Genomic DNA, 26136 nt, shown 5'->3' on the forward strand with positions numbered 1-26136 from the left:
GAACCTCGAACACAACAACCCCTGATCAAGTCAGGCATTGCAACGATCCCTAGAACCGAAGGCGTTAACAAGGGGCCCTTCCTTCGTTCTCAGGAGGACGAGGTCTGCCCGGTGATCAGGTAGACCACGTGTTCGCCGGCGTTGACCGCGTGGTCGGCGAAGCGCTCGTAGAAGCGGCCCAGCAGGGTGGCGTCGATGGCGGTCTCCACCCCGTACGGCCAGTCGTCGCCGAGCAGCACGCCGAACAGGTTCTTGTGCAGCTCGTCCATGGCGTCGTCGTCGCTGTCCAACTCCGCGGCGAGGTCGGCGTCGGGCTTGGCGAGCACCGAGCCGATCTTCTCGGCCATCCGGTCGGCGATCGCGGCCATGTCGGTGAAGATCGTCCGCAGCTCGGCGGGCACCGCCGGGGAGGGGTGCCGGCGCAGCGCCGTCTTGGCTACGTGGTCGGCCAGGTCACCCATCCGCTCCAGGTCCGCGGCGACGTGCAGCGCGGTGATCATGGCACGCAGGTCGGAGGCGACCGGCGCCTGCCGGGCGAGCAGGTCGCAGACCCGCTCCTCGACGTGCCGGTAGAGGTCGTCGATCTCGGCGTCCCGCTCGATGACCGTCTCGGCGGCCTGCCGGTCGGCGGTGAGCAGGGCCCGGGTGGCCTGGCGCATGGCGGCGCGGATCCCCTCCGCCATGTCCACCAGCAGTTGGCTGACGATCTGGAGGTCGGCCCGGAACTCGTCGCGCATCATCACGTCCTGTGGTCGGCCGCTGCCGACGGGACCGCCGGCGCAGGGGGTTGAGCAGGTGCGACGCCAACGGTAGGGCGCACCGGCGGCACCTGGATGAACCCCGGTGAACGACGCCGGACGTGGGAGTGAACATTCGCGGAAGTGAGAGTGGTTCGTCCCGGTCTGGGCGGTAGCCAGGTTAACAATGACCCTACGATCGCCGGGTGGAGTGGGCGGTGACGGTCGCGGTGGCCGTGGCACTGGTGGTCGGGCTGACCGCCGGCCTCCTGCTACCCCGGTTCCGGCCGGTGCGGGACGGTCGCTCCACGTCGACGGGGGGCAGCGGCTCCCGCTGGAGCAGGGGGAGGCTCGCGATCGCCGACGAGCAGCAGGTCGGGCTCGGCCGCCGGACGATCGACTCGCTCCGGGCCGGCGTCGTGGTGCTGGACGCCGACGACGTACCCGTGCTCATCAACCCGGCCGCCCGCGCGATGGGCCTGCTGCGGACGGGCAGCACGCCGGGGTCGATCGCCGCACACCCGTTGATCCGTACCCTCGCCGGGCAGGTCCGGCGCACCGGGGTGCGGCGCGAGATCGAGCTGGACCTGCCCCGGGGGCGTGACAGCGCGGGGGAGAATCCGCTCGGCGTGCACCTGCGGGCGATGGGCATCGGCGGCGGCTTCATCGCCGTGGAGGCGGTCGACGTCACCGAGTCGCACCGGCTGGCCCGGGTGCGGCGCGACTTCGTGGCCAACGTGAGTCACGAGCTCAAGACCCCGATCGGGGCGCTCCAACTGCTCGCCGAGGCCCTGCTGGACGCCACCGAACCGGCCGACGCCGAGACGCCGGACCTCTCCGAGGACCTGGTCGCGGCCCGCCGGTTCGCCGAGCGGATCCAGCACGAGTCGACCCGGCTGGGACGGCTGGTGCAGGAGTTGCTGGAGCTGACCCGGCTGCAGGGCGCCGAGCCGCAGCCGCCGCCGGAGCCCGTGGCGGTGGACTGGGTGATCGCCGAGGTGGTCGACCGCACCCGCACCACGGCCTCGGCCCGGCGGGTGGAGGTGAGCGTCGAGGGCGAGCGCGGCCTCACCGTGCACGGCAGCGACACCCAGCTCGCCACCGCTGTGGCGAACCTGGTCGAGAACGCCATCAACTACTCGGCGGAGGACACCACGGTACGCATCACCACCCGCAGCGACGACGAGCACGTCCAGATCGCCGTCGCCGACCAGGGCATCGGCATCGCCCCGACGGACGTGGACCGGATCTTCGAGCGGTTCTACCGGGCCGACCAGGCCCGCTCGCGTTCGACCGGCGGCACCGGCCTCGGCCTGGCCATCGTCAAACACATAGCGAGCAACCATGGCGGACGGGTCGAAGTGTCGAGCACTCTTGGTGGTGGGTCGACGTTCACCCTCCGGCTGCCCGCCGGCCCACCGGACGACCTCCTGGCGACACTGCCGCCGGCTGGGATCGAGGCCGGTCCGGCCGGGCTACGGCAGGTCTGACAGCAATGGAAAGGAAGTCCCCGTTGAGCCGCGTTCTGGTGGTCGAGGACGAGGAGTCGTTCTCCGACGCCTTGTCGTACATGCTCCGTAAGGAGGGTTTCGAGGTCTCGGTCGCCGCGACCGGCACCTCCGCTCTCACCGAGTTCGACCGGACCGGCGCCGACATCGTGCTGCTCGACCTGATGCTGCCCGAGATGTCGGGGACCGAGGTGTGCCGGCAGCTCCGGCAGCGCTCGCACGTGCCGATCATCATGGTCACCGCACGGGACAGCGAGATCGACAAGGTGGTCGGCCTGGAGATCGGCGCCGACGACTACGTCACGAAGCCGTACTCGCCGCGTGAGCTGGTCGCCCGGATCCGGGCGGTGCTGCGCCGGCAGAGCCCGGAGGCGGCCGACTCGGGTGCGCCGACGCTGGCCGCCGGCCCGGTCCGGATGGACATCGAGCGGCACGTGGTGACCGTCGACGGCGGCGCGGTGCAGTTGCCGCTCAAGGAGTTCGAGCTGCTGGAGCTGCTGCTGCGCAACGCCGGCCGGGTGCTGACCCGCGGTCAGCTCATCGACCGGGTCTGGGGTGCCGACTACGTCGGCGACACCAAGACGCTGGACGTGCACGTCAAGCGGCTGCGTTCCAAGATCGAGCCGGAGCCGTCGGCGCCGCGGTTCATCGTCACCGTGCGGGGCCTGGGCTACAAGTTCGAGCCGTGACCGGCGTACCGAAGGGGCTCGCGCGCGGCGCGGGCCCCTTCGGTGTCAGCTCGACAGGCGCCGGAGGGACAAGCCACCGCGACTCCATCCGCGTGCCCCGCTGACTCGTCCCAAGCCGTGCCGGGTCACCGGCTCGCCCCGCCGGTCATCCGAAGCGGGTGCGCACCGGGCGGCGGCTCAGGTCGGGTCGGCGGGGTGCGGCGCGACCATGCCCTGCTTCGTGCGGGCGGCGCAGAGCTCGGCCAGCCGCTGGTACGCGGGCGCGCCGATCAGCGCGATCAGCTCCGGCCCGTAGGAGAGGTACATCGGCTCCGCGCCCACGTGCGCGTCCGTCGACGAGGTGCACCACCAGTCCAGGTCGTGCCCGCCGGCGCCCCAGCCCCGCCGGTCGAACTCCGACAGCGTGGAGACCAGCACCTTGGTGTTGTCCGGCCGCTTGGTCCACTCCTGGTCACGCCGGATCGGCAACTGCCAGCAGACGTCGGGCTTGTACTCCAGCGGGTGCACGCCGTCGCGCAGCGCCTGGGCGTGCAACGCGCAGCCGCCCCCGCCAGCGAAGTCGGCGTCGTTGAGGAACACGCAGGGACCGTCGGCGCCCTGGGTGGCGGTCCGTCGCGCCGGGTTCTTGCCGTCGATGGTGTCGTCGTCGGTCCAGTTCTTGAACCCGCGCCGGAAGTGCTGCCAGGTCGACGGGCCGAGCCGTTTGACGGCCGCCCGGACCCGCTTCTCGTCGTCCGAGTCCGTGAAGAACGCACCGTGCGAGCAGCAGCCGTCGCTGGCCCGGCCGGCGATGATGCCGTGGCAGCCCTTGCCGAAGATGCAGGTCCAGCGGGAGAGCAGCCAGGTCAGGTCGGCCCGGATCAGGTGGCTCTCGTCGGCCGGATCGGCGAACTCGATCCACTCCCGCGGGAAGTCCAGCGGCACCTCGCGACTGCGCGGGTCGCCGGGATCGTCCACCAGTGCGCGGAGCTCCATCGTCACCCGGCCCAGCGTACGCCCGGTCACCTTCGCTGGCCGGCGAGCCGCGCAAACGTGTTGGCCCTAGGGTCTTCACCATGCGACTGGGTGTCCTCGACGTCGGTTCCAACACCGTGCACCTGTTGGTGGTGGACGCGCACCACGGCGCCCATCCGTGGCCGGCGCACTCGGAGAAGGTCGTGCTCCGCCTGGCCGAGCAGATCGGCCCGGACGGCGCGCTCACCGACGCGGGAGCGGACAGCCTGGTCAAGGCGGTCGGCATGGCCAAGGCGGCGGCCGCCGGGCTGGACGCCGACGACCTGATCGCGTTCGCCACGTCGGCCGTACGCGACGCCACCAACGCGGCCGAGGTGCTGACCCGGGTCCGCGACGAGACCGGCGTGCGGCTGGAGGTGCTCTCCGGCGCGGACGAGGCGCGGATGACGTTCCTCGCCGTACGCCGCTGGTTCGGCTGGTCGGCGGGTCGGCTGCTGGTGCTGGACATCGGCGGCGGCTCGTTGGAGATCGCCGCCGGGATCGACGAGGACCCGGACGTCGCCGTCTCGCTGCCGCTGGGCGCCGGCCGGCTGTCTCGGGAGCGGCTGCGGGTCGACCCGGCCACCTCGGCGCCGCCGTCCGCCGAGGCGGTCGAGAAATTGCGCGAGTACGTCGACGGCCGGCTCGACCGGGTCGTCGACCAGATGACACAGGTGGGCTGGGAGCGGCCGGTGGCCACCTCGAAGACGTTCCGCATGCTGGCCCGGCTGGCCGGGGCCGCGCCCTCCGGAGCCGGGCTGTGGGCCCGGCGCAGTCTCTCCCGGGCCGGGCTGCGGCAGGTCATCGGCTTCATCCGGCACATCCCGCCGGCCCAGTTGATGGAGCTGGAGGGGGTCAGCCCGGGCCGGGCGCACCAGTTGCTGGCCGGCGCGGTGGTGGCCGAGGCGGTGATGCGCCGGCTCGACGTCGAGTCGTTGGACATCTGCCCGTGGGCGCTGCGGGAGGGCGTCATCCTCCGTCGCCTCGATCAACTCGAACCGATGTGACCCGTGCCGGGCGGTTAGGGCCGATTTGCCGGCGCTCGTCACGATGGTCGTGCCCGACCGGGCTACCCTGGCTGATGTGACTTCCCGCGTTCCGGTGCTCCTGTCCAGCTCCTCGGTCTTCCCCGAGCCGACCGCGGCGGCCTTCCAACTGGCCGCGGCGCTCGGCTACGACGGCGTCGAGGTGATGGTCTGGACGGACGTGGTCAGCCAGGACGCCGGTGCCCTGCGTGGTCTCTCCGAGCACTACGGCGTTCCGGTGCTCTCGGTGCACGCGCCCTGCCTGCTGGTCACCCAGCGGGTGTGGAGCCCGGACCCGTGGCAGCGGCTGCGCAAGTCCGCCGAGCTGGCCGAGACCCTGGGTGCGCCGACCGTGGTGGTGCACCCGCCGTTCACCTGGCAGCGCGACTACGCGCGCAACTTCGCCGAAGGGCTGGCGACGGTCGCCGACCAGTTCAGCGGCATCAGCTTCCCCGTGGAGAACATGTACCCGGTGCGGATGGCCGGCCGGCAGTTCGTCCCGTACGTGCCGGGTTGGGACCCGACCGACACCGGGTACCCCTCGTACACCCTGGATCTGTCGCACTGCGCGGCGTCGCACAGCGACCCGCTGGAGATGGCCGACCGGATGGGCGCCGGGTTGGCGCACGTGCACCTCGGTGACGGCACCGGCGAGGGCCGCGACGAGCACCTGGTGCCCGGTCGCGGCACCCAGCCCTGCGGTGAGCTGCTCTCCTCGCTGGCCGGGCGGGGCTTCACCGGAGCGGTCGCCGTCGAGGTGGCGACCCGGGGCGCGAAGAGCCGCGCGGTGCGCGAGGCGGACCTGCGGGAGGCGCTGGACTTCGCCCGCCAGCACCTGACCGCACCGTCCCCGGTGGACGCCCGACCCTGACCCGCCCTTGGGCGTGGCACCGGTCGGGCGTCGACCGGTGCGGCGTCAGCTGACCGGGGTCAGTGTCTCGGCGCCGACGGTCGCCTGCGCGGCCACCGTCACCTGCTCGCCGATCGCGGCCCGCTTGCGCGCCCGGTGCGCCGCCACGTGCGAGCGGGTGGCGCAGCGCTCCGAGCAGAACCGCCGGCAACAGTTGGACGAGGTGTCCAGGTAGACGTTGCCGCACCGCTCGTCAGCGCAGACGCCGAAGCGGGCGCTGCCATATTCGCAGAGCCAGACCGACAGCCCCCAGACCGCTCCGGCCAGGTACTCCGCGCTGACGGAGGCGCCCCGGCTGGTCACGTGCATGTGCCAGTCGCTGGAGTCGTGCCCGGAGATGCGCGGCTGCACCGGAAACGCCTCGAGCAGCGCGTTCAGCTCGGTCACCGCGTGGCCGTCGCGGCCGGAGGTGCCGTACTCGAAGACGTCGCGCAGGCGCTTCTGCGCCCGCCGGAAGATTACGAGATCGCGTTCAGCGACCTCGTCGCGCATCCAGGCGTTCTCGTCGGGGAAGAGGGCTCGCAGGTCGTCGAGGTCGTCCAGGCGGGCGTTGACCAGGTCAACGCCGGTCCGGGCGTACGCGTCGAAGTTCACGCCCCCAACGGTAGACGACTCACGGGTTGCGCGGCGCGTCGATGTAGTGCGGCAGGAACCGCGCGTAGCCGTCGGTGATCAGACTTTCGCTCTCCCGTACCCCGACGCCGGCCGACTCTCCGTCCACGATCCAGCTGCCCAGCACCATCCGGTTGCCCGCGAACTGCGGCAACGCCCGGAACTCCTGGTAGCACCAGCCCTCGTCGCCGTAGATCCCCGGGTTGGTGATTTCCTGGCCGGCGGTGACGATGCGCACCGAGCCGCCCTCCCGGCCGAGCAGCGGCTTGGCCACGTATTCCGACATTCCGCGCGGCGAGTCGAGGTACGCCGGGAGCAGGTACTCGTGGCCGGGGTAGAGCTCCCAGAGGACGGCGAGCAGCGCCTTGTTGGACAGCAGCAGCTTCCAGGCCGGCTCGATCCAGGTGGTCGGGGTGCCCGGGGCCAGCGCCGGCGGCCCGTACGGCTCGGCCAGCATCCACTCCCACGGGTAGAGCTTGAAGCAGGTGGTCACCGGGCGGTCGGCGGCGTCGACGAAGCGCCGCCCGTCCCAACCGATCTGCTGGATCGGCAGCAGCTCGACGGTCAGGCCGGCCTGCCGGGCGGTCTCGGCCAGGTAGCCGGCCGTCATGTGGTCCTCGCCGGACTCCTCCTCGTCGGAGAAGACCACGTGCACCCGGGGATCGTGCAGGCCGGCGCCGATCTTCGCCCAGGCCCCGACCAGCCGCTCGTGCAGGCTGTTCCACTGGTCCAGGTGCGGGCGGGTCTGCTCCAGCCAGTACCACTGGATGATGCTCGCCTCGACCAGCGCGGTCGGGGTGTCGGCGTTGTACTCCAGCATCTTCGGCGGCCAACTGCCGTCGTAGGCCAGGTCGAAGCGCCCGTAGAGCGTCGGCGGCCCCTCGCGCAGCGACCGGGCGACGGCCTCGGCCGCCCACGCCGGGATGCCGAACTCGGCGTACCGGCCGGTGGCCACCACGTGCTCGGCGGCGGCCACCGACATCCGGTGCAGCTCCTCGGTGGCCTCCTCCAGCCGCAGCACCTCGTCCAGCTCGAAGGCGTACGCGGCGGTCTCGTCCCAGTACGACATGATCCCGCCGTCGGGCAGCTCGGTGTCGACGTAGACCAGGCCCTGGGCGCGGATGGTGGCGTCCCAGTCGGGGCGCGGGGCGACCCGCTCGCGGCGCACCTCAGCCGCCGCAGGAGGCGAGGTGGGTGCCGAACCCGCCGCGCTCGGGCAGGGCCGCGGCCACCGGCTCCGGGCCGGCGGCGCGTTCGGCGGCCGGTGCGGGCACCCGCATCGCCAGCGCGACCGTGTCGCCTCCGCCCACCGGCCCGAGGGCGCAGTCGTCGTCATCGTCGTCGTCCGAGGTCATGTTGCAGCCGGAGAGGGCGAGCGCGAGAGCGGTGAGCGCGCCGAGCTGCACGGAGGCCGACCGGAGCCGGCGGCGGGGGCGTGGGTCCACGGCATCGTTGTAGCCGATCGCCGCCACCGCCGCCGCCCCGAGGTAAGGAAGGGACCCTTGTTAACGGATTTTGTTGTACAAGGGGCCCCTCCCAACGCGCGGGAAGTTGTGCGCCTCGCACCCCCCCGCCGCCCCCGGGCAGAGGCCCACGCAGGGGCGTTACGCTCGGCTCATGCTCCGTTCCGTCATCCTCGCCGCCTCCCGGTCATCCCAGGTTGAGCGGCTCGTCGCGACCGCCCCCTTCACCCGGGACGTCGTCCGCCGGTTCGTCGCCGGCGCCGCCACCGACGACGCGTTGCGCGCGACCCGCGAACTCGTCGACGACGGTCTGGCGGTCACCCTCGACAACCTCGGTGAGGACACCGTCACCCCCGAGCAGGCGAACGCCACCCGGGACGAATACCTCAAGCTGCTGAAGATGCTCTCCGGTGCCGGGTTGACCCCACCGGCCGAGGTGAGCGTGAAGCTGTCCGCCCTGGGCCAGATGTTCGACGAGCAGCTGGCGTACGACAACGCGCGGGCGATCTGCGCGGCGGCCGACACGGCGGGCACCACGGTCACCCTGGACATGGAGGACCACACCACCACCGACTCCACGCTGGAGGTGCTGGCCAAGCTCCGCAAGGACTTCCCGTCGACCGGCGCGGTGCTCCAGGCGTACCTGCGCCGGACCGAGTCGGACTGCCGCGAGCTGGCCTCGGCCGGGTCCCGGGTGCGGCTGTGCAAGGGCGCGTACAAGGAGCCGGAGTCGGTGGCGTACCAGTCCGCCCGTGAGGTGGACAAGTCCTACGTCCGGTGCATGAACATCCTGATGTCCGGCGACGGTTACCCGATGCTGGCCACCCACGACCCGCGGCTGATCGCCATCGGCGAGGACCGGGCCCGCTGGTTCGACCGGGGGCCGGAGCGCTTCGAGTTCCAGATGCTCTACGGCATCCGCCCCGAGGAGCAGAAGCGCCTGGTCGGCGAGGGCTACACCGTGCGCACCTACGTCCCCTACGGCGACGAGTGGTACGGCTACCTGATGCGCCGGCTCGCCGAGCGCCCGGCCAACCTGGTCTTCTTCGGCCGGGCCCTGATTTCCAAGAAGTAGACGCGACGGGTACGGCCGAACGGGCCGGCGGTGGCCTCGGTGGTCCCGCCGGCCCGTTCGCGTATCCGGGTTGACGACACTGGCTAATGGCGTTAGCTTTATGGCTATGACAACTAGCCAGGTGCGGCGGGGCGACGGGCAGATCGCGTACGAGGTGCGGGGGGAGGGGCCGCTGGTCGTCCTCTCCCACGGCATGGGGGAGAACCGGGGCAGCTTCCGGCACCTGGTGCCGCTGCTGGTCGCCGCCGGTCACCGGGTGGCCTCGGTCGACGTGCGGGGGCACGGGGAGTCCAGCGTCGGCTGGTCGACGTACGCCCCGGCCGAGGTCGGCGCCGACCTGCTGGCCGTGGTCCGTGACATCGACGCCGGCCCGGCCGTGCTCGTCGGCAGCTCCTCCAGCGCGGCAGCGGTGGTCTTCGCCGCCGCCGATGCCCCCGAGCTGGTCGCCGGCATCGTGCAGATCGGCGCGTTCGTCGGCCAGCAGCGGCTCAACGTGGTGATGCGACTGGTGCTGGCCGCCGTGCTGCGCAGCCCCCGACTGTTCGGGATGTTCCACCGGACCCTCTTTCCGGTGCACCGGCCGGCCGACGACGCCGCGTACCGCCGGTCGATGGTGGCCAACCTGCGCGAACCCGGCCGGATGGCCGCGGTCCGTGGCGTGATCGTTCCGGTCCAGCCGCACTGGACCGACCGGGCCCGCGAGGTCCGGCAGCCGGTGCTGGTGCTGATGGGCGCCAAGGACCCCGACTTCCCGGACCCGGGCGCCGAGGCGCGAGCCGCCCGCCGCCTGTTCGCCACCGCCGAGGCCCGCATGATCGAGGAGTCCGGGCACTACCCGCACGCCGACCGGCCGCAGCGGACCGCCGACGAGCTGGCCGGCTTCCTGGCGGTGTGCGCCGGTGCCTAGGGCCGGGCTCAACCAGCAGACCGTGGTACGCGAGGCGGCCCGGCTCGCCGACGAGGTCGGCTACCGGGAGTTCACCCTGGCGGCGCTCGCCAGCCGGCTGGGTGTGGCGCTGCCCAGCCTCTACAAGCACGTCCGGGGTGCCGACGCGCTGACCCAGAAGCTCGCCGCGCTGGCCACCGGCGAACTGGCCACCGAGCTGACCACCGCCGCAGCCGGCCGCTCGGGTGGGGACGCGCTGCGCGCGATCGCCGACGCGTACCGCGACTACGCCCGCCGGCACCCCGGCCGCTACCCGGCCACACAGCAGGTGCCCGACCCGACCGACCCGGAGCACGTGGCGGCCGGCGAGCGGGCCGTCGCCGCGATCTACGCGGTGCTGCGCGGCTACGGGCTCACCGGCGACGACGCGGTGGACGCCACCCGCGCGCTGCGCAGCGCCCTGCACGGGTTCATCTCGCTGGAGGCGGCCGGCGGGTTCGGCCTGCCCCGTGAGCTCGACCGCTCGTACGATCAGCTGGTGGCCGGCATGGACGTAGCCTTCCGCTCCTGGCCGACGGCCCGTCGCGCCGCCGACCAGCCGGATCGGCAGTCATGATCCGGGGGCTCGGCCTGCTGGTGATCTTCCTGCTGGAGCTCGCCGTGCTGGCCACCGGGGCCCGCTGGGGCTGGTCCCTGGACGTGCCCACCGCCGGCCGCCTGCTCGCCGCTCTCGCGGTGCCACTGCTGCTCGCCGGGCTGTGGGGTGCGCTCGGCTCGCCCCGGGCCCGGGTGCCACTGCGCCCGCCGGTCAGGTACGGCTTCCAGGCGAGCTGGTTCGTGGTGGGCGGGGCGATGCTCGCCCTGCTCGACCACCCGTGGATCGGCCTCGCCCTGGTCGTCGTCTGGGCGATCCTCATCATCCTGATCAATCGCACCAAGAACCCGAACCGATCCGCGTGAGGCGGTCCGCAGCGTGGGTCGGGTTCGTCCGATCGGCCGATTGGTCGTACCCTTCGCCGGGTGACTGACGGGTTGCATCAGCCATCGCTGCGGCGGCTCTGGCCACTGTGGACCGTGCTCGTGGTGGTCGTCCTGCTCCTGGGCTGTGGCCTGCCGACGCTGCTGCTGTTCGGGGTGGTCCGCGAGGCCGACGGTCGACCCACGATCGACCGGATCGAGGCGTCGGCGACCGACGACCCGGCCACCGCGGTCGCCCGGAGGCTGGGCGACCGGATGGCCGCCCAACTCCAGCGTCAGTCCGCCGCGCTGCTCGGCGGAGACCGGGCCGGCTTCCTCACCGTCGCCGACCCGGCCGCGCACGCCGACCTGCGCCGCCGCTTCGGCGCGCTGCGTGCGCTGCAGGTCACCGTCTGGCGGGCCGAGCCCAGCGGGCTGCCCACACCGGTCCTCGGCAAGCCGGGCGAGTGGCGACTGCCGGTCCGCTTCCAGTACTGCTTCGCGGTACGGGACTGCCGGCCCAGCCCCGTGCTGATCGGCACCCGTTGGCGGGAGAACGGCGACCAACCCCGGTTGCTCGCCCTGGAGGAATCGAAGTCGGCGGAGACCGGCACCCGGCCGTGGGAGATCAGTGAGCTGGTCGTGGCGACCGGCCGCCGCACCATCGTCGCCACCACCCCGGCGCTGCGTGGCAAGCTGCCCGGCCTGCTCGCACAGGCCGAGGCTGCGGCCAAGGTCGCCGACGGGTACGTGGCGGCCGGCTCACCCCCGGACCGCTACCGGATCTTCTACGCCGGGCGGGCCGAGTGGCGGAGCTGGTACGGCGGCGGACGACCGCAGTGGACCGGCGGCTACGCGGTCACCGTGGGCGGCGGCCACCACGAGGTGGTGCTCAACGCCGACGGCCTGGCCAGCGGTGCCGCCGACGACCTGCTCCGGCACGAGCTGACCCACGCGGCCTCGCTGCCCGAGCGCGGCTATCCGGGCAAGAGCACCTGGTGGCTGGTGGAAGGGCTGGCCGAGTACGCGGGCGCCGACGGCCAGCCGGTCGACCGGTACGAGGGGATGGCCGAGGTGCGGCGGCTGGTACGGGGCGGCTGGGACGGTCGACTGGACGGGGTGACCCCCGCCGACAACGCCCCCGCCGAGCGGGTCGGCGCCAGCTACGGCGTCGGCTACCTCGCCGTCCGGCACCTCGTCGACCGGTACGGGCCGCAGCGGGTGCTCACCTTCTTCAAGGGCGTGGTGCACGAGCGCAGGACGCTGGACGTGGCCGCCGAGCAGGCTTTCGGCGAGCAGTGGTCCACGTTGCACGACGAGTGCGTGGCGTACGTCCGGGCCGCCGCCGGCTGACGGGAGACCGGACCGAGCCTGTCGACGTACACCGACGACGAGGTGAACGAGCACGGTGACTGGCCCTCCGTCACCGTCTTCTACACCACGAGTAGCCGCTCCACGACGCACGGCAGTTCCGGACCGGGTGTGGAGCACTCGTACGATCGATGGGTGCGCCGCACCCACTCGCCGCGTCCTCCCAGGGCTACGCGGCCCCGCCTGCTCACCGCCCTGACCGCCGTCGTCGTCCTCACCGGCACCACCGCCGCCTCCTGCGGTGACAACCAGCCCCCGGTCTCGCTCGCTGCGGCCGCCCGGAACGCGGTCACCGAGGTGATCGACGCCCCGGCGACGGTGACCGCCCGGGCCGCGGCCACCCTGACCGCCCCCGCCGACGGCACCCTGGCCAGCCTCCGCGTCCAGCCTGGACAACGGGTGAAGCGCGGCCAGGTGCTCGCCGTGGTCGACTCGCCGACCGCGCAGCAGCGGCTCCGCCAGGCGAAGGACGCCCTCACCGCCGCTAAGCGCGCCGGTCGGGGCGTCTCCACCGGCAGCCTCACCAGCAACCGGCGCGACACCGACAAGGCCGCCGACGAGGCGTTCGACGCCGCGCGGAAGGCCGCGGGGAAGATCGCCGACCCGCAGCTGCGGGACGCGCTGCTCGCCCAGGTGACGTCCGCGCAGCAGCAGTACGCGGCCGCCGCCCGCAGCGCCGACCAGGCCGTCCGCGCCGTGCAGCGGGGGATCAGCGGGTTGAACTCCGCAGTCGGCGCGCTCTCCGCCGCGCAGCGGCTCCAGGCCCAGCAGGCGTACGACCTGGCGAAGGCGACCGTCGACGCGCTGACCCTGCGCGCCCCGATCGCCGGGGTGGTGCAGCCCGGCGGCACCCGGTCGTCCGGCGGGTCGACCGGTGACCTCGCCGGGCTGCTGGAGCAGGCCGGTGGCGCGCAGGCGGCCGGGATCGACCCGTCGGTGCTGGCTCCCGCGCAGGGCGGGCCACCGCCGGGGGTGGACGACGCGGTGGCGGTCGGCGGCCGGGTCACCGCCGGAACGCCGGTGCTCACGGTGGTCGACACCGGTCAGCTCGGCCTGCTCGCCGAGGTGGACGAGACGGACGTGCTGCTGGTGAAGGCCGGCGTGACCGCGACCGTCGAGTTGGACGCCGTCACCGGCGCCACCTACGACGCGACCGTCCGCTCGGTCGACGTGCTCCCCACCAGCTCCAACCAGGGAGGGGTCACCTACCGGGTACGCCTGGCGCTCGGCGCCGGGAAGCTGGGCGAGGGCGAGGGCGAGGCGGCGCCGGCGCCCCGGCCCGGCATGAACGCCATCGTCCACCTGCGGGTACGCGAGGCCGCCGACGCGGTGACCGTACCCGCTTCGGCGGTCTTCTCGGCCGACGGCCGGGACGCCGTGTGGGTGGTCCGGGACGGCAGGGCGGACCAGGCGCCGGTGACCGTGGGCGTGCAGGGATCGGACCTGGTGCAGATCCTCACCGGGCTCCAGGCCGGCGACCGGGTGGTGGTGCGCGGCACCGACCAGGTCCGCGATGGCCAGGAAGTCCGGTGACCGCGACCCGTGGCACGCCTGTCGACCAGCCGGCGATCGAGGCGGTGGACGTGTCCCGGACGTACCAGCTCGACGGGGTGTCGGTCGAGGCGCTGCGCGGGGTGTCGCTGACCGTGGCGCCCGGCGACTACGTGGCGCTGGTCGGCCCGTCCGGCTCGGGCAAGTCCACGCTCATGCACCTGCTCGGCGGTCTGGACCGGCCGACCGGGGGCCGGCTGGTGATCGGTGGGCGGGACGTCGGCACCCTGGCCCCGCCCGAGATGGCCACCCTGCGCAACGAGACGATCGGCTTCGTCTTCCAGGCGTTCCACCTGCTGCCGCGTACCTCGGCGGTGGAGAACGTGGCCCTGCCGCTGGTCTACCGCGGGGTGCCCGCCCGGCAGCGGCGGGAGCGGGCCGCGGCGATGCTGGGCCGGGTCGGTCTCGGGCACCGGCTGGACCACCGGCCCAACCAGATGTCCGGCGGTGAGCAGCAGCGGGTGGCCATCGCCCGGGCCCTGGTCACCGAGCCGACGGTCCTGCTCGCCGACGAGCCGACCGGCAACCTGGACAGCGTCACCGGCGCGGCCGTGCTGGAGCTGCTGGAACGGTTGAACGCCGAGGAAGGGGTGGCGCTGGTGATGGTCACCCACGATCAGGAGGTGGCCGCCCGGGCCCGGCGTCGGATCACCATGCGCGACGGCGTGATGGTGGCCGACAGCGCAGCTCATGATCGACCGCTGTCTGATGATCACGGTCGACCTGCGACACTGGTCTCCGCTCCCAGCGCGGAGCCCCGGTCCGCGTCCGGAAGCGGCCCGGGGCAACCGCCCGGTGGCTCCGGTGGCGCCACCGGAGCCACCGGGCGCCTTCCGCGCCCGACCACGAGCGAGGCCACCACCGACGCGCCGGGCCGTGACGCCGCCGGGGGTGTGTCGTGAGGCTCGCGGAGGCGTGGCGGGTGGCACTGGACGCGCTGCGGGCGAACCGCCTGCGCAGCGCGCTCACCATGCTCGGCGTGATCATCGGGGTGGCCTCGGTGGTGCTGCTGGTGGCCATCGGCACCGGTACCAAGCAGAAGGTGGAACAGCAGGTCGAGGGGCTTGGCTCCAATCTGCTGCTGGTGGTCCCGGGCAAGATCGAGGTGGGCACCGCGCCGGTGGTCTCTCCGTTGACGCTCAAGGACGTGGACGCGGTGTCGCGAGTGGTCGGCGACCCGGACCGGGTGGCGGTCACCGTCGCCTCCGGCGCGACCGCCCGGGCCGGCGCCCGCTCCGACTTCACCACCGTGCAGGGCGTGCTGGAGACCACCCCGACCGTGTTCACCCGGTCGTTGGCCCGGGGTCGCTACCTCACCGGTACGGACGTGGACACCAGCCGACGCGTGGCGGTGCTGGGCGCCTCGGTGGCCCGCGCGCTCTTCCCGGACCGGGATCCGCTCGGCCAGCAGGTCGCCCTGGCCGGCGTGCGGTTCCGGGTGATCGGTGTCTTCGCGCCACTCGGGCAGAGCCTCGGCGTGGACCGGGACGACGAGGTGCACGTACCGGTGACCGCCGCGCAGCGGCTCTGGGGTACCCAGCGGGTGGACGGCATCGCGGTGAAGGCGCCGGACCGGGAGCGGATCGACGAGTTGGGCGAACGGATCGTCGCCGAGTTGAGCCGCCGGCACCCGGACACCGAGTTCAGCGCGGTCACCCAGCAGCAGATCCTGGGTGTGCTCGGCGACATCCTCGGCGTACTCACCGGGGTGCTGGCCGCCATCGCCGGCATCTCGCTGCTGGTCGGCGGGGTCGGCGTCTCCAACATCATGCTGGTCAGCGTCCGGGAGCGGACCCGCGAGATCGGGCTGCGCAAGGCGGTCGGCGCCCGTCCCCGGGACATCGGGGTGCAGTTCCTGCTGGAGGCGGTGCTGCTCACCACGATCGGCGGCCTGACCGGCATGGCGCTCGGCGTGGGTACCGCCCTGCTGGTGGACGCGCTGTCGCCGATCCCGGCCGCGATCACCTGGTGGTCGCTGGCCCTCGCGTTCGGCGTCTCGGCGGCGGTGGGGATCGTCTTCGGGGTCGTGCCCGCGCAGCGGGCGGGCCGGCTCGACCCGGTGGTGGCGCTGCGCGCCGAGTGAGTCGCCGCCGGCAACCGGACGGGCGGCGCAGCCAGGGAGATAACGGCAGCTCACGGCGGGTGAACCGGGCCGGAAACATGATCAGTTGTACGAAGGGATCGCGCCGGTCACAGCCGCCCCGCTACCGTACTGGTAACACGCGCGTCGCCGGCCCGGCCGGGACCATCCTCGGGTTGGCGCGCGCCGGGCATGGGATGGGTCGGTGAGCCATGGCCGGGTCGCAGTCCGACGCACGGCTGTCGGATGTCAAGTTCCTCACCGTCGCCGAGGTGGCGACGGTGATGCGGGTGTCGAAGATGACCGTCTATCGCCTGGTGCACAGCGGTGAGCTCACCGCGGTGCGGGTCGGCCGGTCGTTCCGGGTGCCCGAGCACGCGGTCCACGAGTACCTGCGGGGCGCGTTTCAGGAAACCGCCTGAGCCACCGGCTGACCCGCCGAGCACGACGTGACGGTCATCGTGAGCGCCAGGACGCGGCTTGTGAGCCCCGGCGGTCGCCGACGGAGAGCGGGTTGGATGGGGCCGCGTTGGTCCTGCTGACGCTCTCCGGCTACCCTGGACCCCGACCGAGGCCCCACCGGTGCGCCCCGCCGCCCAGACTGGTCCGGTCCGTTGTCCGCAAGCGGTCGCCGTCGCCACTCGTGGTGTCATCCGGTCCGCCCCGCACGTTGCATCGAAAGGCTGTCGTCGTATGGGCTCGGTGGTCAAGAAGCGCCGCAAGCGCATGGCTAAGAAGAAGCACCGCAAGCTGCTGCGCAAGACCCGCGTCCAGCGTCGCCGTCTCGGCAAGTGACCGATGCCGGGCCCCTGGCCCGGCGTCCGGCGTCACTTGCCAAACTGTCGACCCCCGGAGGCTCAGGTGATCAGGCCGTGGTCGTCCCGGCTCGATCCCGCCTGCCAGGGTAGGTGCGTCAGATGACCCCCGGTGGCACCTCAGGTGCTCCGGGGGTCGTCGTCGTCACCGGAGTGAGCCGTTACCTCGGCGCGCACGTGGCGGCCCGGCTCGCCGCCGACCCGCGGATCGAGCGGGTCATCGGGGTGGACTCCCCGGACCCCGACGCCGAGTTCACCGACTTGCTCGACCGGGTGGAGCGCATCCGGGTCGACCCCGGCTCGCTCGGCGGTCTCCTCGCCGACCTGGACGTCGACGCGGTGGTGCACCTGGCGCTGGTCAGTGCCCCCGACCCGCAGCACGGCGGCCGGTCGGCGATGAAGGACCAGAACGTCATCGGCACCATGCAGCTACTCGCCGCCTGCCAGCGGGCACCCCGGCTGCGCAAGCTCGTGGTCCGCTCGTCGACGGCCGCGTACGGTGCGTCGTTCCGCGACCCGGCCGTCTTCACCGAGGAGACCGAGCCGCGCGAGGTGCCACGCGGCGGGTTCGCCCGGGACATCCTCGACATCGAGGGGTACGTCCGCGGCTTCCGCCGCCGCCGTGCCGACGTGACCGCGACCGTGCTGCGCTTCGCTCCGTTCATCGGCTCGACGGCGGACACCACGCTCACCCGCTACTTCTCCCAGCCGCTGGTGCCGACCGTCTTCGGCCGTGATCCCCGGTTGCAGTTCCTGCACTTCGACGACGCGCTCGAGGTGCTGTACCGGTCGATCGTCGAGGACCACCCCGGCACCTACAACGTCGCCGGCCCGGGAGTGCTGTCGCTGTCCCAGGCCATCCGGCGGGCCGGCCGGGTGGCCGTGCCGGTGCTGGAGCCGGGCCTCTCCGGTGCCGCCGCGCTGGCCCGCAGCATGGGCTTCGGCCGCTACGGCCTCGACCAGGTCGACCTCTTCGTGCACGGCCGGGTGGTCGACACGATCCGGCTGGAGCAGGAGTACGGCTTCACGCCGCGCTCCACCGCCGCCGCCTTCGACGACTTCATCCGTGCCCACCACGGCGGAGTGGTGGTCACCCGCAGTCAGTTGGCCCTCGCGGAACAGTTGGTCCTGGACGGCATCCGACAGGTCCGGTCCGCAATGCGGGAGCCATCGTGAGCGCTGAGGTGGTGTCGTGAGCGCGAGGAGTGAGCCGGTCTTGCGAGCCCCGCAGTCGCGAGCTGAGGTGGTGTCATGACCGGGCCGGGGGAGGGGCGCGAGGGCGTCGGGCGCTTCGGCGTACCGCCGGGGCCGACCGTGCCGGACGCCGAGCCGGCGCGGCGCAACGGACACCGCCCGGCGGCGGGCGTCGCGCCGACCGCCGCACCGGCGGACGAGGTCGACACCGCCGCCACCGACGAGCCGGTCCCGCCGAGGGCCCGGGCCCGGGCGGACGAGGTCGACACCGCCACCGACGAGCCGGTCGCGTCGGCCAACGGCGGCGGCCCGGTCCCGGCCGACGGCCCGGCGAACGCCGCGCCCGCGGAACGCGGTTCCGCCACGGCCGGCGACGAGCCCGCGCCAAAGCTGCCGACGCCGACCGCCCGGTCCGCCGGCCGTCCGGCGGTACCGGACCGGCCGGGGGACCACTGGGACCGCAAGGTCGCGGGCGGTCTGGCGTTCCTGCGTCGGCGGCTCTCGGGCGACTACGAGGTCGACGAGTTCGGCTTCGATCCGGACCTGACCGACGCGGTCTTCCATCCGCTGGTGCGGCTGCTCTACCGGGACTGGTTCCGCACCGAGGTCAGCGGCGTGCAGCACGTGCCCGCCGACGGGCCGGCCCTCGTGGTCGGCAACCACTCCGGCACCGTGGCGTTGGACGCGCTGATCCTCTCCACCGCGCTGCACGACCGGCACCCGGCGCACCGCTACCTGCGGCTGCTCGGCGCCGACCTGGTCTTCCGGATGCCGGTGGTCTCGGAGATCGCCCGCAAGACGGGCGGCACGGTGGCCTGCAATCCGGACGCCGAGCGCCTGCTCGGCAACGGCGAGCTGGTCGGCGTCTTCCCCGAGGGTTTCAAGGGGATCGGCAAGCTCTACTCCGACCGGTACAAGCTGCAGCGTTTCGGCCGGGGTGGGTTCGTCTCGGCGGCGCTGCGTACCGGCACCCCGATCGTGCCGGTCGCGATCGTGGGCGGCGAGGAGATCTACCCGATGCTCGCCGACATCAAGCCGCTGGCCCGGCTGCTGAAGTTGCCGTACTTCCCGGTCACGCCGACCTTCCCCTGGCTGGGGCCGCTGGGCATGGTGCCCCTGCCGAGCAAGTGGCTGATCGAGTTCTGCCCGCCGATCCCCACCGCGCACCTGACCGACTCGGCGGACGACCCGCTGGTGGTGTTCAACCTCGCCGACCAGGTGCGGGAGACCATCCAGCAGACGGTGCACAAGCTGCTGGAGCGGCGTCCGGACCCGTTCGGCCCCTGAGCCGGCCGGCCCCCGATCTCTGCTGCCTCCGGCGCGGCGCGCGCGGGCGGTCAGGCCGAGCGGCGGCGGCGGTGCAGCGCCAGGCCGGCGGTGACCGCGCCGGCGACCAGCCCGGCCGCCGCGGTCGACGGTACGGCGATCTTGACCGCTCGCCGGCCGGTGCGGAAGTCCCGCACCTCCCAGCCGCGCTCCCGCGCCTGCCGGAGCAGGGTGCCGTCGGGGTTGATCGCCACCGCCCGCCCGACGGCGGAGAGCAGCGGCAGGTCGTTGGCGGAGTCGCTGTAGGCGGCGCACCGGGTGAGGTCCAGCCCCTCGACCGTGGCGAGCTGGCCGACCGCCTCCGCCTTGGCCGGCCCGTGCATCAGGTCACCGACCAACCGCCCGGTGTACGCGCCGTCGCGTATCTCGGCGACGGTGCCGATCGCGCCGGTCAGGCCGAGGCGGGCGGCGATCACCCGGCCGATCTCCACCGGGGCGGCGCTGACCAGCCAGACCCGCTGACCCGCGTCGAGGTGGCGCTGGGCGAGCTGGCGGGTGCCGGCCCAGATCCGCGGCGCCATCAGCTCGTCGAAGATCTCCTCCGCGAGGCGCTCCACGTCGTCCACGCGCCAACCCTCGACGAAGGCGAGCGCGGCTTCCTTGGCCTGGGACATGTCGCCGGCGTGCTCCTTGGCGAGCAGCCGGAACCGCAGCTGCTGCCAGGCGAACCGGGCCAGGTCGGCGGTGGTGAAGTAGTTGCGGGCGGCGAGCCCGCGGGCGAACCAGTAGATCGAGGCGCCCTGCATCATCGTGTTGTCCACGTCGAAGAAGGCCGCCGCGGTCGGGTCCGGCGTGGGCGGGGTCGCCGCTGCCAGCTCGGTCTCCGCCCAACCGGCGGTGTGACCGTGTGCGTCGGTGCTGACCGTCACCTTGCGGCTGCGCGCCACGCGATCGTCCCTCCTCGCCGGGTGCGACGGATGCCTCCAGCGAGGGTAGCCGGCGCGGTTGGTCGCCCGGCTGTCCGCGGGGTGAACTGTGGCACGGTCGGCGGGATCGGACTCTCCCGGCGGAGTTGGGTCAGCGGTCGCCGGGGCAGGCGGTCGGTGTAGGCCCGAGGCTGTCACTGCCGGTCGGCGCCGGCAGGCGGCAGCCGATGGCGGCGCGCAGCGCGTCCGAGCGCTCCCGGATGGTGTCCAGCAGCGCGAGTGACCGCCGCGTCCGGTCCCGGTCGGCGCGGGAGGCCCCGTCGAGCAGGTCGCCCACCGTACGCCGCTGGCCGGTGACGAAGGCGTTGACCGTGTCCAGACTGGCGGGGTCGGCGCGCTGCACGGCTGCGGTGGTGAGCAGCCGTACGCCCTGCCGGGTGTCGGAGTCCATGTCGTCGAGGACGGCGTTGAACCCGATCCGGTCGCCGCGCAGCTCGTCGGCTTCGCCCAGTCGGGTGCGGGCGAAGTCCAGGAAGAGCTGGCCGCGGCTGATGTCCGAGCTGGCCAGGGCGAGCTGCGCCCGCTCGGTCGAGCGTTTCATGCCGTAGAGCGCGTCTCCGGGAACCGCGTTCTCGCTGGCGGCCGAGATGCCGGAGACGGCTATGGCCCCGGCGGCCACGCCGATCAGGATCGCGCCTCGGGCGCGGGCCCGGCGGGCGGTGACCGCCGGCAGCAGCGGAGCACGGGCGCCGGTGGCGGCGCGCGTGGTGGCCGGGCCGGCCGCCGCCGGGGCGGTGCCCAGTCCCTCCCGCTCGACCGTGGCGAGCAGCATCGCGCGCAGGCCGGTACGGAAGTCGGCGTCCACCTCGACGGCCGGCGGATCTTCGCTGATCCGCTGGCTCACCGCGACGAGCGGCGCGAGCTGAGCGTCGACCCGGGACCGGACATGATGCCGCCGGCCGCCGTTGGCCTCGTCGAGAAGCTGCGCGAAGCGCTCGGCGCGCCGGCGGGAGAAGAGGATGTTGTCCACCGCTGGCACCTCCCCTCGCTGGTCACGGCCGGTCGGCCGCCGTCGTTGCCAGCGACCGGGCGGCAGTGTGACACCACGGAGGTGAGATCCACGCCGGCGTGCCGGCCGGACCTCGGTGACCCGGAGGAAGCCGGGGCAACTACCGGTCGCACCCGGAGAAACGCGGCGGACCGGGCACGGGTTACGGGCCCGGCGGGGCGGAAATCACGGATAGTGATCGGCATCACCGAACGCAACGGACCAGCGACTACCGGACGTCGATCGACGCCCGCCTGTCCGATCCGGGTGGACTACGGCTGGAAACCGTCGGGCAGCAGCCGGGCCAGCGCGCGGACCGCCCGGTACTGGAGGGCCTTGATGGCACCCTCGTTCTTGCCCATGGCACGGGCCGTCTCGGCCACCGAGAAGCCCTGCAGGAACCGGAGCACGATGCACTCCTGCTGCTCCGGGTTGAGCTGCTTGACGGCGGTCAGCAGCGCGACGTTGGTGATGTGCTCCACCACCGCCGCCTCCGGGCTGCCCTCGGGGCCCCGGTCCTCCCGGTCGGCGTCGAGCACGTCGCCGGTGGTGACCTCCAGCCGGTAGCGGCCGGACTTGAAGTGGTCCGCCACCAGGTTGCGGGCGATGGTCACCAGCCAGGCGCCGAGGTCGCGGCCCTGCCAGGTGAAGCTGCCGATCCGCTTCAGGGCACGCAGGAAGGTGTCCGAGGTCAGGTCCTCGGCGAGTTGCCGGTTGCCGACGCGGAAGTAGACGAACCGGAAGACGGTGTCCACGTACCGGTCGTAGATCAGGCCGAACGCCTCGGCCTCGCCGGCCTGGGCCCGCTCGACCAGCGTCCAGACCTCGGTGGCCGGGTCGGACGGGTCCGGGCGGCTCGGAAAGCCGGTCGGCGTCGCAGCGGCGGGCACCGCGGGGATCACCGCCGTCTCGCCCGCCGACGGGTCGGTCGCCGCCGGCGTGTCGCCGACCCGCCGGCCCTGGGCCGGCATGGTCGGCCGGGCCGGTACGGCGACCCGGCCGCCGGCCGACTTCGCGTTGCCTCCGGGTACGGCCGGCCGTGGTGGCGGCTCGTTGTGGTGCGGCCGGTTGCGGATGCGCTTCGCCGCGCCCTCACCCCGGACAACGGTGCCACGCGGCTCATCGAGCGGAGCGCGGGCGGCGGGCCGCTCGTTGACCTGGGCACGGACGGTCGGACCGGTCAGGCCGACCGGGCGTTCCGCGTAACCGAAGGTGGTCACCGTGTCGCCCCCGTTCCGTCGGTCTCCGGACGGGCCGGTCGGCGGGTCGCCGGGGTGGACCGACCGGGTACCCGGTCGGGCGGAACGGTTCCGGGGTGTGCCGACGGGCGGCAATTCCCCTTGAGGTGCTGGTCCAATGCGCTCACAGGCACGGGGGCCTCCTCGGGCTGAGGGGTGTCGACTCACGGCAAATGGGGTGAGCCGACCCGAGTGATGATAGGGCCAACGTCACCCGCGCGTGGCAAGTCCGTTACACAGGGCGGAAGTATTTCCTCCACCGCCGCACCGGTGGCGGACCGGTTGTCCGTCGTGTGCGGTTGACTTTCGACCGTGCCGATGGTCTTGAGTGGAAGTGCAGGTCGGCGCCGTCTTGGCCGTTCGGTCGAGCCGTTTCGACGGGCGGTCGGCCGGCACTGTCCGAACCGGCGGACGCGCGCCTCGTCCATCCCATCGACGGGACCCGATCGGTTCATCGGCGACACACCGCGAGTCCCGTCGCCGGGACGTCCGTCGGCTCGACGGGCACCGTCCGGGGCGTCGCGAGGCGTGCCCCGTCGCCTCGGCAGGCGTAGCCCATCGCGTCGTGCTGTGCCAGACTCAGCGACCGTGCAGGACGCAGCTGGCAGCTCCGCGCCGAACATCGCCGACCAGGTCCGCCGATCGGCCGCCGAGCACGGCGGTCGGGCCGCGCTGCACTGGCGGGACCGGACGCTCACCTGGTCCGAACTGGACGCGGCGGTCGACGCCGCCGCCCGGGGGCTGACCGCCGCGGTGCCGGCCGACGACCCGGGTGGATCGCCGCCGCGCGTCGCCGTCGCGCTGCCCAACACCGTCGACTTCGTGGTCAGTTGGCTCGGCGCCCTGCGCGCCGGCCTGGTCGCGGTGCCGGTCAACCCCGGCTTCACCGCACCGGAGCTGCGGCACGTGCTGTCGGATTCCGGCGCGTCGGTGCTGATCGGCACCGAGCGCGTGTGCGACCTGGTCGCCGGGGCGGAGCTGCCCGCACTGACCGCCGTGCACACCGCGCCGCCGACCGCCGGGCTGACCAGCGCGCCACCCCGCCCCGCCCGCGGTGGCGACGACCTGGCGATACTGCTCTACACGTCGGGCACCGCGGGCACGCCCAAGGGCGCGATGCTGTCGCACCGCGCACTGCTGGCCAACCACCACCAGGTCGACCGGATCGAGCCGCCGGTGGTCGGGCCGGAGGACACCGTGCTGCTGGCCCTGCCGCTGTTCCACGCGTACGGACTCAACTCGGGGCTCGGTGCCGTCGTCCACCATGGCGCGACCGGCGTGCTCATCGACGACCCCGGTCCGGCGGCACTGGCCGAGATCGCCCGGCACCGGGTCAGCGTGCTGGTCGGCGTACCGTCGATGTTCCTGGCCTGGGTCGGCGCGGACCGCGACGCCCTCGCCGCGGCGACGGCGTCGGTGCGGGTCGCGGTCTGCGGCGCGGCGCCGCTGGAGCCGGCGGTCGCGGCGCGCTTCGCGGAGATCACCGGTCACCCGGTGCACGTCGGGTACGGGCTCACCGAGACCGCGCCGGTGCTCACCTCGACCCTGGTCGCCGGGCGGGCCAGGACCGGGTCGATCGGCCGGCCGCTGCCCGGCGTCGAGCTGCGCCTGGTCGACCCGGACGGGGTGGACCTGTGGCGCGACGGCACGGCCACGCCCGACGAGGACCCCGACGAGCTGGACCTCTCCGACGTGGCGCCGGGCACCGACCCGGGCCAGATCGTGGTGCGCGGCCCGAACCTCTTCGCCGGCTACTGGCCCGACGGCCGGGACGGCCCGGACACCGACGGCTGGTGGGCCACGGGGGACATCGCCTACGCCGACGACGACGGCGACCTCTTCCTGGTCGACCGGCTCGGCGAGCTGATCCTGGTCAACGGGTTCAACGTCTATCCGCACGAGGTCGAGCTGGTGCTCGGCGCGCACCCGGGGGTGGTCGAGTCGGCGGTACTCGGTGTGCCGCACCCGAGGACCGGCGAGACTGTCCGGGCGTACGTGGTGCCGGCGCCGGGGCGACCGGTGACCGGCGAGGAACTGCTCGCCCACTGCGCGCGGAACCTGGCCCGGTTCAAGTGCCCGACCGCCGTCGAGTTCGTCGACACCCTGCCGCACTCGGCGATCGGCAAGGTACGCAAGACCCAGCTCCGGCCGGCGCCGACCCAGGCGGCCCCGGCCGACCCGCAGGCGTTCGCCGACACCCGCACGGAGGTAACCGATGTCCACTGACGCCCGGCTCGCCCTGATCACCCGGCCCGGCTGTCACCTCTGCGACGACGCCAAAGCGGCGCTCGACCGGGTGGTGGCGGTCACCGGGGACAAGTGGATCGAGCGGGACGTCACCGGCGACGTGGAGCTGGAGCGGGAGTACGGCGACCGTCTGCCGGTGGTGCTGCTCGACGGCAAGGAGCACGGCTACTGGCGGGTGGAGGAGGAGCGGCTGCTGCGGGACCTGACCACACCGCAGCTCTGAGCGCTGCCTAAGGTGCTCGGATGACCGCTGCGCGCCCCCACCTCGTCTGGGACTGGAACGGCACCCTGCTCAACGACCTCAGCCTCGTGGTGGCCGCCACCAACGTCGCGTTCGCCAGCGTCGGCGGCCCGGTGGTGACCGCCGACGAGCACCGGATGCGTTTTCGCCGACCGGTCGCCGAGTACTACGCCGACGTGCTGGGCCAGGCCGTCGACGCCGACGAGTTCGGCCGGCTGGACAAGATCTTCCACGACGCGTACCGCAACGGGCTGACCACCTGTGAGCTGGCCGCCGACGCGCGGGACGCGATGGCCGCCTGGCCGCACAGCCAGAGCCTGCTCTCCATGTGGTTCCACCACGAGCTGGTGCCCACCGTGCACACCTTCGGGCTGACCGGGCACTTCACGCGGGTGGACGGGTTGCGGGTCGAGGTCGGCGGCGACCGCAAGGCCGAGTCGCTGGGCCGGCACCTCGCCGAGCTGGGCGTGGACGGCGACACGGTGGTGCTGATCGGCGACTCCGTCGACGACGCGGACGCGGCCATCGCGGTGGGAGGCCGGGCGGTGCTCTACACCGGCGGCTTCACCGACCCGGCCCGGCTGCGCGCCTCCGGTCACCCGGTGGCCGACACCCTCACCGACGCGGTGGCCCTGGCCCGGGAGGTCAGTTCCGCAGGTAGGTGAGGACGGCCAGCACCCGGCGGTGCTGCTCGGTGTCGGGCGGCAGGGTGAGCTTGGTGAAGATGTTGCGCACGTGCTTCTCCACCGCGCCGTCGCTGACCACGAGCGCCCGGGCGATGGCGGTGTTCGAGCGACCCTCGGCCATCAGGGCGAGCACCTCCCGTTCGCGCGGGGTCAGCTCGCGCAGCGGGTCGTCGCGGCGGCGCCGGGCGAAGAGCTGACCGACCACCTCCGGGTCGAGCACGGTGCCGCCGGCGGCCACCCGGCGCAGCGCGTCCAGGAACTCGTCGATCGCCGCGACCCGGTCCTTGAGCAGGTAGCCGATCCCGCCGCCGGCGCCGCCGGTGGTCGCCAGCAGGTCGTCGGCGTACGAGACCTCGACGTACTGGGAGAGCACCAGGATCGGGGTACGCGGCACCAGCCGGCGCGCCTCCACCGCCGCCCGCAGCCCCTCGTCGGTGTGCGACGGCGGCATCCGGACGTCGACGATCGACACGTCCGGCCGGTGCTCCACCACCGCCTCGACCAGCGCGTCGCCGTCCCCGACGGCGGCCACCACCTCGTGCCCGCTCTCGGTCAGCAGCCGGACCAGCCCCTCCCGGAGCAGGACGGCGTCATCGGCGATCACGATCCGCATGGCTG

General features: G+C 73.2%; 28 protein-coding genes. 19 read left to right on the forward strand and 9 right to left on the reverse strand.

Going from position 1 to position 26136, the window contains the following annotated elements; translation table 11 throughout:
• Positions 1-89: 89 nt before the first annotated feature.
• Positions 90-737 (reverse strand): phosphate signaling complex protein PhoU, encoded by a 648-nt coding sequence (phoU, locus tag ACFOW4_RS16885; RefSeq protein WP_377528725.1) that lies wholly within the window; start codon positions 735-737, stop codon positions 90-92.
• 206 nt (positions 738-943) lie between these two features.
• On the opposite strand from phoU, the gene ACFOW4_RS16890 reads away from it, so the two are divergent.
• Together ACFOW4_RS16890 and ACFOW4_RS16895 are read left to right on the forward strand one after the other, a co-directional pair.
• Complete coding sequence (locus ACFOW4_RS16890; protein ID WP_377528727.1) at positions 944-2227, forward strand: sensor histidine kinase; 1284 nt, start codon at positions 944-946, stop codon at positions 2225-2227.
• 23 nt (positions 2228-2250) lie between these two features.
• A complete protein-coding gene (locus ACFOW4_RS16895; RefSeq protein ID WP_377528729.1) occupies positions 2251-2934 on the forward strand; it encodes a response regulator in 684 nt (227 codons plus the stop codon).
• Positions 2935-3111: 177 nt separating this feature from the next.
• On the opposite strand, the gene ACFOW4_RS16900 is transcribed toward ACFOW4_RS16895, so the two are convergent.
• The gene (locus ACFOW4_RS16900) at positions 3112-3909 is read right to left on the reverse strand and encodes a hypothetical protein (RefSeq protein WP_377528893.1); all 798 of its coding nucleotides are present in this window, start codon (positions 3907-3909) and stop codon (positions 3112-3114) included.
• 80 nt (positions 3910-3989) lie between these two features.
• Here ACFOW4_RS16900 and ACFOW4_RS16905 point away from each other — a divergent pair, with 80 nt between their 5' ends.
• Together ACFOW4_RS16905 and ACFOW4_RS16910 are read left to right on the forward strand one after the other, a co-directional pair.
• Positions 3990-4934 (forward strand): Ppx/GppA phosphatase family protein, encoded by a 945-nt coding sequence (locus ACFOW4_RS16905; protein WP_377528731.1) that lies wholly within the window; start codon positions 3990-3992, stop codon positions 4932-4934.
• A gap of 76 nt (positions 4935-5010) precedes the next feature.
• A complete protein-coding gene (locus ACFOW4_RS16910) occupies positions 5011-5823 on the forward strand; it encodes a sugar phosphate isomerase/epimerase family protein (protein ID WP_377528733.1) in 813 nt (270 codons plus the stop codon).
• A gap of 45 nt (positions 5824-5868) precedes the next feature.
• On the opposite strand, the gene ACFOW4_RS16915 is transcribed toward ACFOW4_RS16910, so the two are convergent.
• The 3 genes from ACFOW4_RS16915 to ACFOW4_RS16925 are packed head-to-tail and all read right to left on the reverse strand — an operon-like array spanning position 5869 to position 7919.
• Positions 5869-6456, reverse strand: a complete 588-nt coding sequence (locus tag ACFOW4_RS16915; RefSeq protein ID WP_377528735.1) for a CGNR zinc finger domain-containing protein — start codon at positions 6454-6456, stop codon at positions 5869-5871.
• A gap of 19 nt (positions 6457-6475) precedes the next feature.
• A complete protein-coding gene (locus ACFOW4_RS16920; protein WP_377528737.1) occupies positions 6476-7642 on the reverse strand; it encodes a glutathionylspermidine synthase family protein in 1167 nt (388 codons plus the stop codon).
• A gap of 1 nt (position 7643) precedes the next feature.
• A complete protein-coding gene (locus tag ACFOW4_RS16925) occupies positions 7644-7919 on the reverse strand; it encodes a hypothetical protein (protein ID WP_377528739.1) in 276 nt (91 codons plus the stop codon).
• Between the two features lie 172 nt (positions 7920-8091).
• Here ACFOW4_RS16925 and ACFOW4_RS16930 point away from each other — a divergent pair, with 172 nt between their 5' ends.
• The 12 genes from ACFOW4_RS16930 to ACFOW4_RS16985 all read left to right on the forward strand — a co-directional run bounded on the left by ACFOW4_RS16930 (position 8092) and on the right by ACFOW4_RS16985 (position 19153).
• Positions 8092-9012: a proline dehydrogenase family protein gene (locus ACFOW4_RS16930; protein WP_377528741.1), complete on the forward strand. Its 921-nt coding sequence runs from the start codon at positions 8092-8094 to the stop codon at positions 9010-9012.
• 106 nt (positions 9013-9118) lie between these two features.
• Positions 9119-9919 (forward strand): alpha/beta fold hydrolase, encoded by an 801-nt coding sequence (locus ACFOW4_RS16935; protein ID WP_377528743.1) that lies wholly within the window; start codon positions 9119-9121, stop codon positions 9917-9919.
• The gene (locus ACFOW4_RS16940; protein WP_377528745.1) at positions 9912-10514 is read left to right on the forward strand and encodes a TetR/AcrR family transcriptional regulator; all 603 of its coding nucleotides are present in this window, start codon (positions 9912-9914) and stop codon (positions 10512-10514) included. Before ACFOW4_RS16935 ends, ACFOW4_RS16940 begins: the two co-directional genes overlap by 8 nt.
• On the forward strand, positions 10511-10858 hold the full coding sequence (locus ACFOW4_RS16945) for a YrdB family protein (protein WP_377528747.1): 348 nt from the start codon (positions 10511-10513) through the stop codon (positions 10856-10858). Before ACFOW4_RS16940 ends, ACFOW4_RS16945 begins: the two co-directional genes overlap by 4 nt.
• A 60-nt stretch (positions 10859-10918) precedes the next feature.
• The gene (locus ACFOW4_RS16950; protein ID WP_377528749.1) at positions 10919-12208 is read left to right on the forward strand and encodes a hypothetical protein; all 1290 of its coding nucleotides are present in this window, start codon (positions 10919-10921) and stop codon (positions 12206-12208) included.
• A 153-nt stretch (positions 12209-12361) separates the two neighbouring features.
• Positions 12362-13759, forward strand: a complete 1398-nt coding sequence (locus tag ACFOW4_RS16955; RefSeq protein WP_377528751.1) for an efflux RND transporter periplasmic adaptor subunit — start codon at positions 12362-12364, stop codon at positions 13757-13759.
• Positions 13756-14679, forward strand: coding sequence for an ABC transporter ATP-binding protein (locus ACFOW4_RS16960; protein ID WP_377528753.1), 924 nt, complete (start codon positions 13756-13758; stop codon positions 14677-14679). Before ACFOW4_RS16955 ends, ACFOW4_RS16960 begins: the two co-directional genes overlap by 4 nt.
• Positions 14676-15860, forward strand: coding sequence for an ABC transporter permease (locus tag ACFOW4_RS16965; protein WP_377528755.1), 1185 nt, complete (start codon positions 14676-14678; stop codon positions 15858-15860). Before ACFOW4_RS16960 ends, ACFOW4_RS16965 begins: the two co-directional genes overlap by 4 nt.
• A 209-nt stretch (positions 15861-16069) precedes the next feature.
• Positions 16070-16279: a helix-turn-helix domain-containing protein gene (locus ACFOW4_RS16970; RefSeq protein ID WP_377528757.1), complete on the forward strand. Its 210-nt coding sequence runs from the start codon at positions 16070-16072 to the stop codon at positions 16277-16279.
• 271 nt (positions 16280-16550) lie between these two features.
• The gene (locus ACFOW4_RS16975) at positions 16551-16652 is read left to right on the forward strand and encodes a 30S ribosomal protein bS22 (protein ID WP_007465623.1); all 102 of its coding nucleotides are present in this window, start codon (positions 16551-16553) and stop codon (positions 16650-16652) included.
• Positions 16653-16774: 122 nt separating this feature from the next.
• Positions 16775-17848, forward strand: coding sequence for an NAD-dependent epimerase/dehydratase family protein (locus ACFOW4_RS16980; RefSeq protein ID WP_377528759.1), 1074 nt, complete (start codon positions 16775-16777; stop codon positions 17846-17848).
• A 408-nt stretch (positions 17849-18256) separates the two neighbouring features.
• Positions 18257-19153, forward strand: coding sequence for a lysophospholipid acyltransferase family protein (locus tag ACFOW4_RS16985; RefSeq protein ID WP_377528895.1), 897 nt, complete (start codon positions 18257-18259; stop codon positions 19151-19153).
• Between the two features lie 50 nt (positions 19154-19203).
• Here ACFOW4_RS16985 and ACFOW4_RS16990 read toward each other — a convergent pair whose 3' ends face one another.
• The 3 genes from ACFOW4_RS16990 to ACFOW4_RS17000 form a co-directional block, all read right to left on the reverse strand.
• A complete protein-coding gene (locus tag ACFOW4_RS16990) occupies positions 19204-20079 on the reverse strand; it encodes an HAD family hydrolase (RefSeq protein ID WP_377528761.1) in 876 nt (291 codons plus the stop codon).
• Positions 20080-20209: 130 nt separating this feature from the next.
• Positions 20210-21088, reverse strand: a complete 879-nt coding sequence (locus tag ACFOW4_RS16995) for a DUF5667 domain-containing protein (RefSeq protein WP_377528763.1) — start codon at positions 21086-21088, stop codon at positions 20210-20212.
• Between the two features lie 290 nt (positions 21089-21378).
• The gene (locus tag ACFOW4_RS17000; protein WP_377528765.1) at positions 21379-22326 is read right to left on the reverse strand and encodes an ECF subfamily RNA polymerase sigma factor, BldN family; all 948 of its coding nucleotides are present in this window, start codon (positions 22324-22326) and stop codon (positions 21379-21381) included.
• 606 nt (positions 22327-22932) lie between these two features.
• On the opposite strand from ACFOW4_RS17000, the gene ACFOW4_RS17005 reads away from it, so the two are divergent.
• From ACFOW4_RS17005 to ACFOW4_RS17015, 3 genes are read left to right on the forward strand one after another with little or no spacing between them, the layout of a single operon-like run.
• Positions 22933-24570, forward strand: a complete 1638-nt coding sequence (locus tag ACFOW4_RS17005; protein ID WP_377528767.1) for an AMP-binding protein — start codon at positions 22933-22935, stop codon at positions 24568-24570.
• Entirely contained in the window at positions 24560-24814 is a 255-nt protein-coding gene (locus ACFOW4_RS17010) for a glutaredoxin family protein (protein WP_377528769.1), read from the forward strand. Before ACFOW4_RS17005 ends, ACFOW4_RS17010 begins: the two co-directional genes overlap by 11 nt.
• A 20-nt stretch (positions 24815-24834) precedes the next feature.
• Entirely contained in the window at positions 24835-25497 is a 663-nt protein-coding gene (locus ACFOW4_RS17015) for an HAD family hydrolase (RefSeq protein WP_377528771.1), read from the forward strand.
• Here ACFOW4_RS17015 and ACFOW4_RS17020 read toward each other — a convergent pair.
• Entirely contained in the window at positions 25478-26131 is a 654-nt protein-coding gene (locus ACFOW4_RS17020) for a response regulator transcription factor (RefSeq protein ID WP_377528772.1), read from the reverse strand. The two genes, ACFOW4_RS17015 and ACFOW4_RS17020, sit on opposite strands and share 20 nt — an antisense overlap.
• Positions 26132-26136 lie beyond the last annotated feature (5 nt).

It is taken from the genome of Micromonospora sp. GCM10011542, from assembly GCF_042650685.1.
Classification (GTDB): Bacteria; Actinomycetota; Actinomycetes; order Mycobacteriales; family Micromonosporaceae; genus Micromonospora.

Coding starts and splice junctions, on each gene's coding strand:
- phoU (WP_377528725.1), bottom strand. CDS start 737: ATGCGCGACGAGTTCCGGGCCGACCTCCAGATCGTCAGCCAACTGCTG.
- ACFOW4_RS16900 (WP_377528893.1), bottom strand. CDS start 3,909: ATGGAGCTCCGCGCACTGGTGGACGATCCCGGCGACCCGCGCAGTCGC.
- ACFOW4_RS16905 (WP_377528731.1), top strand. CDS start 3,990: ATGCGACTGGGTGTCCTCGACGTCGGTTCCAACACCGTGCACCTGTTG.
- ACFOW4_RS16930 (WP_377528741.1), top strand. CDS start 8,092: ATGCTCCGTTCCGTCATCCTCGCCGCCTCCCGGTCATCCCAGGTTGAG.
- ACFOW4_RS16935 (WP_377528743.1), top strand. CDS start 9,119: ATGACAACTAGCCAGGTGCGGCGGGGCGACGGGCAGATCGCGTACGAG.
- ACFOW4_RS16945 (WP_377528747.1), top strand. CDS start 10,511: ATGATCCGGGGGCTCGGCCTGCTGGTGATCTTCCTGCTGGAGCTCGCC.
- ACFOW4_RS16970 (WP_377528757.1), top strand. CDS start 16,070: ATGGCCGGGTCGCAGTCCGACGCACGGCTGTCGGATGTCAAGTTCCTC.
- ACFOW4_RS16975 (WP_007465623.1), top strand. CDS start 16,551: ATGGGCTCGGTGGTCAAGAAGCGCCGCAAGCGCATGGCTAAGAAGAAG.
- ACFOW4_RS16980 (WP_377528759.1), top strand. CDS start 16,775: ATGACCCCCGGTGGCACCTCAGGTGCTCCGGGGGTCGTCGTCGTCACC.
- ACFOW4_RS17010 (WP_377528769.1), top strand. CDS start 24,560: ATGTCCACTGACGCCCGGCTCGCCCTGATCACCCGGCCCGGCTGTCAC.
- ACFOW4_RS17015 (WP_377528771.1), top strand. CDS start 24,835: ATGACCGCTGCGCGCCCCCACCTCGTCTGGGACTGGAACGGCACCCTG.
- ACFOW4_RS17020 (WP_377528772.1), bottom strand. CDS start 26,131: ATGCGGATCGTGATCGCCGATGACGCCGTCCTGCTCCGGGAGGGGCTG.